Genomic DNA, 5,456 nt, shown 5'->3' on the forward strand with positions numbered 1-5,456 from the left:
AGATGAACGGGACATGCTGGTTCTCCTTGTTGCGGTGGGTGATGTCTTCGGGCGGGGTTCAGCCCTGGTGCAGCGCGTTGTGGAGGAACTCGCCGCCCTGCTGGGTCGCGGCCTTGGCGGCGTGCGTGTCCCGCATCGCGTTGACCATGACGAAGTCGTGGATGATGCCCTGGTAGCGCACAGCCGTCGTCGGCACGCCGGCGGCGCGCAGCTTGGCGGCGTACGCCTCGCCCTCGTCGCGCAGCACGTCGGCCTCGGCGACGATGACCAGCGCCGGCGGCAGCCCGGCCAGCTCCTCCAGGCTCGCCCTCAGCGGCGAGGCGGTGATCTGCGCCCGCTCGCTCTCGTCAGTTGTGTACTGGTCCCAGAACCACCGCATCCCCTCACGGCTGAGGAAGTAGCCGCTCGCGAACTGATCGTAGGAACCGGTGTCGAAGTTGGCGTCGGTGACAGGGTAGAACAGCAACTGCGCCGCCAGCCTGGGGCCCTTGCGCTGCTTGGCCAGGAGCGTGGTGGCCGCGGCCATGTTGCCGCCCACCGAGTCGCCGGCCACCGCGATCCGGGCCGGGTCGAGCCCGTGCGCGGCTCCCTCCCGCGAGATCCACAGCAGCGCGGCGTAGATCTCCTCGATCGCCGTGGGGTACCTCGCCTCGGGGGACAGGCTGTAGTTGACGAAGACCGTCGCGGCCTGGGCGCGTACGGTGAGCTCGCGGACGAGCCGGTCATGGGTGTGGGCGTTCCCGAACACCCAGCCGGCGCCGTGGATGTACAGCACCACGGGCAACGGGGCCTGGGCGCCGACCGGGCGGAAGACGCGGATCGAGACGTCGCCCGACGGCCCTCCGGAGACGAGCAGGTCCTCGACCTCGGCGTCCGGGACCGGGACGTCGCCGTCCTGGACTCCGTCGACGGCCTTGCGCCCCTCGACGGGGCCGAGGTCGTAGAGGAACGGAGGATTGGCGGTCGCCTCGACGAACGCCTGTGCGGCCTGTTCGAGTACGGGCTTGATGTCCGGCATGCTGACTGCCCTCTTTTCCTTGGCACACGAGTGTTCTTGGCCCGTGTGCCGCCGGTGTGCGGCACACGCCGCTCAGCGTCGCAACCGCCCGCTCCCGGACGCATCAGTAAGTTGACTGTCCTTCTTCGGACGCTCCTGTCCCCGCCCTGTATGAGGCGTATGGGAGAATTCGGGGAAGGAAGACGGGAAGGGCAACACGCCGTGGACGGACTGATCCCGCCATGACGCTGGTCGGGCGGCGGACCGAGATCCGCCGTATCCTGGACGTCGTCGAGGCGGAGCGCGGCGAGTCACGGGTGCTGCTCCTGCTCGGCGAGGCAGGCACGGGCAAGACGAGATTGGCGGCCGCCACCGCGGACCACGCGCGCGGCAGCGGAAGGGTCGTACTGGCGTGTCAGGCCGGCGAAACGGAGTCGCGGCACTCCTTCGCATCCCTGCACCAGCTGCTGCTTCCTGTCCTGGCTGAGGTCGGCACCCTCGCCGAGCACCTGCGGGGAGCGCTGGAGAGCGCGGTGGGCCTCGCCCCCGCGGGCGGGCAGCCGGACCCGATGTTGCTGCGGGTGGCCGTTCTGACGTTGCTGACCGATCTCTCCCGGCGGCGGCCCGTCATGCTGGTGGTGGACGACGTCCAGCACTGCGACCGCGACTCTCTCGACGTTCTGGGCTTCGTGGTCCGCCGTATCTCGGCGGAGGACGTGTCGGTGCTGCTGACGGCGCGTGGGCAGACTCCCCCGGAGGGTGTCGCCGGGGACCTGCCCACCCTGCTCCTGGGGCCGTTGCCCGAGCAGGCCGCCGCCGAACTCGTGGACGCCCAGCCGAGTCCGCCCGCCGGCCGGGCGCGGATCGACCTGCTCCAGCAGGCCGGCGGGAATCCGCTGGCCATCATCGAGCTGTGCCGGGCGGCCAGGATGGGTGGCACGGGAGCGCTTCCCGGCAGTGGGCTGCCGCAGACGCAGCGCATCCAGCAGATGTACGCGGCACGTCTGCGCGACCTGCCGGAGAACACCCAGCGGCTGCTCCTGTACACGGCGGCGTCGGAGCATGAAGACCTCGCCACGATCATGGCCGCCGCGGGCGCGGGGCCGGATCTCGCGGTATGGGCTCCCGCTGAGGAGACCGGCCTGGTCACCGTCGTGGACGGGCGAGTCGCCTTCTGTCATCCTCTGGCGCGCGCGGGCTCCTATCACGGGGCCCCGGCCTACCTCCGGCAGCGGGCACACCGCGATCTCGCGGCCGCTCTGACAGCGGATCCGGCCCGCCGGGCCTGGCATCTCGCCGCCGCGTGCCTCGGCCACGACGAGTCGGTGGCGGCGGCCCTGGAGGACACCGCGGACCTCGCCGAGCGGCGTGGCGGGTCCTTCGCGGCGGCGCGGGCGCTGGAGCGTTCGGCGGAGTGCAGCCCCGCCACGTCGGACCGGGCCCGCAGGTACGCCAAGGCGCTCAGGGCCGCCCAGAACGCCGGCGATCCCTCGTGGGTGCGCGAACTGTACGGCAAGGTCACGGCGCTGACCGATGATCCGGACATGCTGGGGGTGGCGGCGTGCGGCGCCGGCATGGCCCTGTCGCTCTTCGGCCACCAGCGCGAGGCGTTCCAGGTGATGCTCGGAGCGCTGGAGCCCAACCCCCCGAAGAGCGGGGCGACGGCGCTCGCCCTCACCGCCGTGCTCCAGGGAGCCGTGTTCCAGTCGGGGCTGCCTGAGGTCAGGGGGCTGATAGCGGGCCTGCTCGACCGGATCGACACCCGGGAGGGCGACACGCCCTACATGGAGCTGGAGCCGAACGCGGCCTCCGACGCGGTTCGGGCCTCCACCCTGGCCGGGGCCGACCCGGCGAACGCCCCGGAGCTGCTACGGCGGATCCTGCGGCTGAGGCCGTCGGAGCCGCCCGACGACGTCGTGGAGATGAACCGGTTGAGCGCCCTCGGCTGCACCGCCTGGGCGGCCGAGGAGTCCGAGCTGTGCGTGGAGTCCTTGCGGCAGGCGTACGCCATGCTCCGCGGGTACGGCTCCATGGGCGTCGCCGCTCCTACGCTGGCGTTGATGGGCTCGGCGCTGATCGACACCGGGCGGTGGGCGGAGGCGGACGATCTGCTGGAGGAGGCCGCGACGCTCGCGGCCGTGCACAAGCTGAGGCACGTCGAGATCGACATCGAGGCGCTGCGGGTGACCCTGCAAGCCCTGCGCGGTCAGCCCGCGGCCATGCCGGCCGACCCCGCCTGGACGGCCGTCGGCCTGGAGGAGAACCGGGCGACGCACGCGCGCCTGTTGCGCGCCGCCGGCACCGCCGCCGCGGCGGCAGGCGACTTCGACGGCGCGTTCCGCCACTTCCGGCTGCTGTTCGACGAGGACGCCGCACCCTTGCACTACTTCATGTCGCACCGGTCGGTCGCCGACCTCGCCGCGGCCGCCCAGCGGACGGATCGGCGGGAAGAGGCGGCGCGCATCGTCGCGGCGGTGCGCGCCGCGCTGGGCCCGCGGCCGACGACCCGGATGACGCTGATGCTCCACCACGCCGCCGCGCTGACCGGCGACCCGAAGGACGCCGAGCACCACTTCCGGCTTGCCACGGTGAATCCGGTGGGTGAGGAGTGGCCGCTGGCCCGGGCGCAGGCCCGGCTCCACTACGCTCAGTGGCTGCGCAGGCGGCGACGCCCCCTGGACGCCCGCCCGCTCCTGGCCACGGCGCTGGAGTCGTTCACCCGGCTCGGCGCGCAGGGCCTGGCCGAGGAGGCGCGCGGTGAGCTGCGGGCGAGCGGCGTCGCCACCTCGCCCGCCCTGGCCGACGCGCTGGCGGGTCTCACCGCCCAGCAGCGCCAGATCGTCCGGCTGGCGGCGCAGGGCCTGCGCAATCGGGAAATCGCCGAGCAGTTGATGCTCTCGCCACGCACGGTAAGCTCCCACCTCTACAACGTGTATCCGAAGCTCGGTGTGAGCAACCGCAACCAGCTCCGCGCTCTGCTGGGCGATCTGTGACCGCGTTCCCCCGCGTGCGCCCCATCTCCCGCGCCCGCCTGATGATCAGTACGACGACAGGGAAGTGAGGCGTGTGAGTTTGGAGCCTGTCACCGGCCGTGGAGGGCACGACCGCTTGGCCGTCGTCCTCGACCCCCTCGTTCAGCGGCTCGTCGACGCCTCGGCAGCACCCCCCTACCTGCACCAGCTCGGTCCGCTCGACGGCCGGCAGGCGTTCCTGGAGATCCAGGGCCACACGTACGACGACTTCGGGGTGGACGCCGAGTACACCGTGGCGCCGGTGGGCCCCTCCGGGCTCGTCGGCTTCTGGACGTTCCGGCCCGCACGGACCGCCGGTCCTCTGCCCATGGTCGTGTACCTGCACGGCAGCCGGTGGATGCTCGGCGACGCGCGGACTCACGCGCGCGTCATCGGCGAGCTGGCCGCCGCCAGTGACGCCGCGTTCGTGGTGCCGGAGTACACCCGCACCCCGGAGGCCCGCTATCCGGTCGCGCTGGAGGAGTCGTACGCGGTGCTGACGTGGCTCGTCGAGCACGCCGCCGGCCTGGAGCTGGACGGCCGCAGGCTCGCGGTGGCCGGTGACTGCGCCGGCGCGACCATGGCCACGGCGCTCACCATGATGGCCAAGCAGCGCGGCGGCCCGCGCATCCGCGCGCAGCTGCTGTACTACCCGACGACCGACTCGTACTGCGACACCGTGTCGCGGGAGGAGTTCGAGTCCGGCTACCTTCTGACGCGCGCGGCCCTGGAATGGTACTGGCAGCAGTACACCGACGACGACGGTGAGCTCGCCGAACCCACCGCCTCGCCGCTGCGGGCCACCACGGCGGACCTCTCGGGGCTGCCTCCCGCCCTGCTCGTGTCGGCGGAGGCGGACGTCGTACGGGACGAGGGTGAGGAGTACGCGCGCCTGCTGCGGCGGGCGGGCGTGCCGGTGACCTGCGTGCGCTATCTGGGGACGGTGCACGACTTCGCGTCCCTGAACCCGCTGCGGGACAGCCCGCCCACGGTGGCCGCGGTGAGGCAGGGCGCCGGCTTCCTCAAAGCCGCGCTGGCTGATCGGCGCTGACCACCGACAGACCAGTCAATATACTGATGCTTCCGGTAGGGCACATTTGCCAGGCTGAGGTGCGTGAGGCCGCGGGGGGCGGCATGTCATGTACCGGGAAAGAGGCCAGGATGTCCACCGTGAAACCGGTTCTCGAACCTCCCGCGCAGGCGTTCGCCGAGGCGACCGCCAACCCGTGAGCGTGTTCCGGCCGGCGGGCGCGAGCGGGCGCAGATCACCGCCGAGGCGGCCATCCAGCAGGCCGCCCGCTTCCTGTCCACCGCACTGAAGACCCGCTAGGAGCGATGATGACTACTTCACCCACTGTTGTGCTCGTCCACGGGGCGTTCGCCGAGTCCGCCAGCTGGAACGGCGTCGTCACCCGGCTGCGCGAGCATGATCTCAACGTGATCGCCGC

Annotated in this window: 3 protein-coding genes; 2 read left to right on the top strand and 1 reads right to left on the bottom strand. The window is 72.0% G+C overall.

Annotation, left to right across the window (positions count from 1 at the left end):
- Positions 1 to 58: 58 nt before the first annotated feature.
- Positions 59 to 1,018, bottom strand: a complete 960-nt coding sequence (locus tag DQW85_RS28585; RefSeq protein ID WP_113702975.1) for an alpha/beta hydrolase — start codon at positions 1,016 to 1,018, stop codon at positions 59 to 61.
- Positions 1,019 to 1,239: 221 nt separating this feature from the next.
- Between DQW85_RS28585 and DQW85_RS28590 the strand changes: the two genes are divergently transcribed.
- Positions 1,240 to 3,990 carry a helix-turn-helix transcriptional regulator gene (locus tag DQW85_RS28590; protein ID WP_113702976.1) on the top strand — a complete coding sequence of 917 codons (2,751 nt, stop codon included), beginning with the start codon at positions 1,240 to 1,242 and terminating at the stop codon, positions 3,988 to 3,990.
- 73 nt (positions 3,991 to 4,063) lie between these two features.
- Entirely contained in the window at positions 4,064 to 5,059 is a 996-nt protein-coding gene (locus DQW85_RS28595) for an alpha/beta hydrolase (RefSeq protein ID WP_205315481.1), read from the top strand.
- Positions 5,060 to 5,456: the final 397 nt, after the last annotated feature.

Source organism: Nonomuraea lactucae (assembly GCF_003313395.1).
Taxonomy (GTDB): domain Bacteria; phylum Actinomycetota; class Actinomycetes; order Streptosporangiales; family Streptosporangiaceae; genus Nonomuraea; species Nonomuraea lactucae.

Coding starts and splice junctions, on each gene's coding strand:
- DQW85_RS28585 (WP_113702975.1), bottom strand. CDS start 1,018: ATGCCGGACATCAAGCCCGTACTCGAACAGGCCGCACAGGCGTTCGTC.
- DQW85_RS28590 (WP_113702976.1), top strand. CDS start 1,240: ATGACGCTGGTCGGGCGGCGGACCGAGATCCGCCGTATCCTGGACGTC.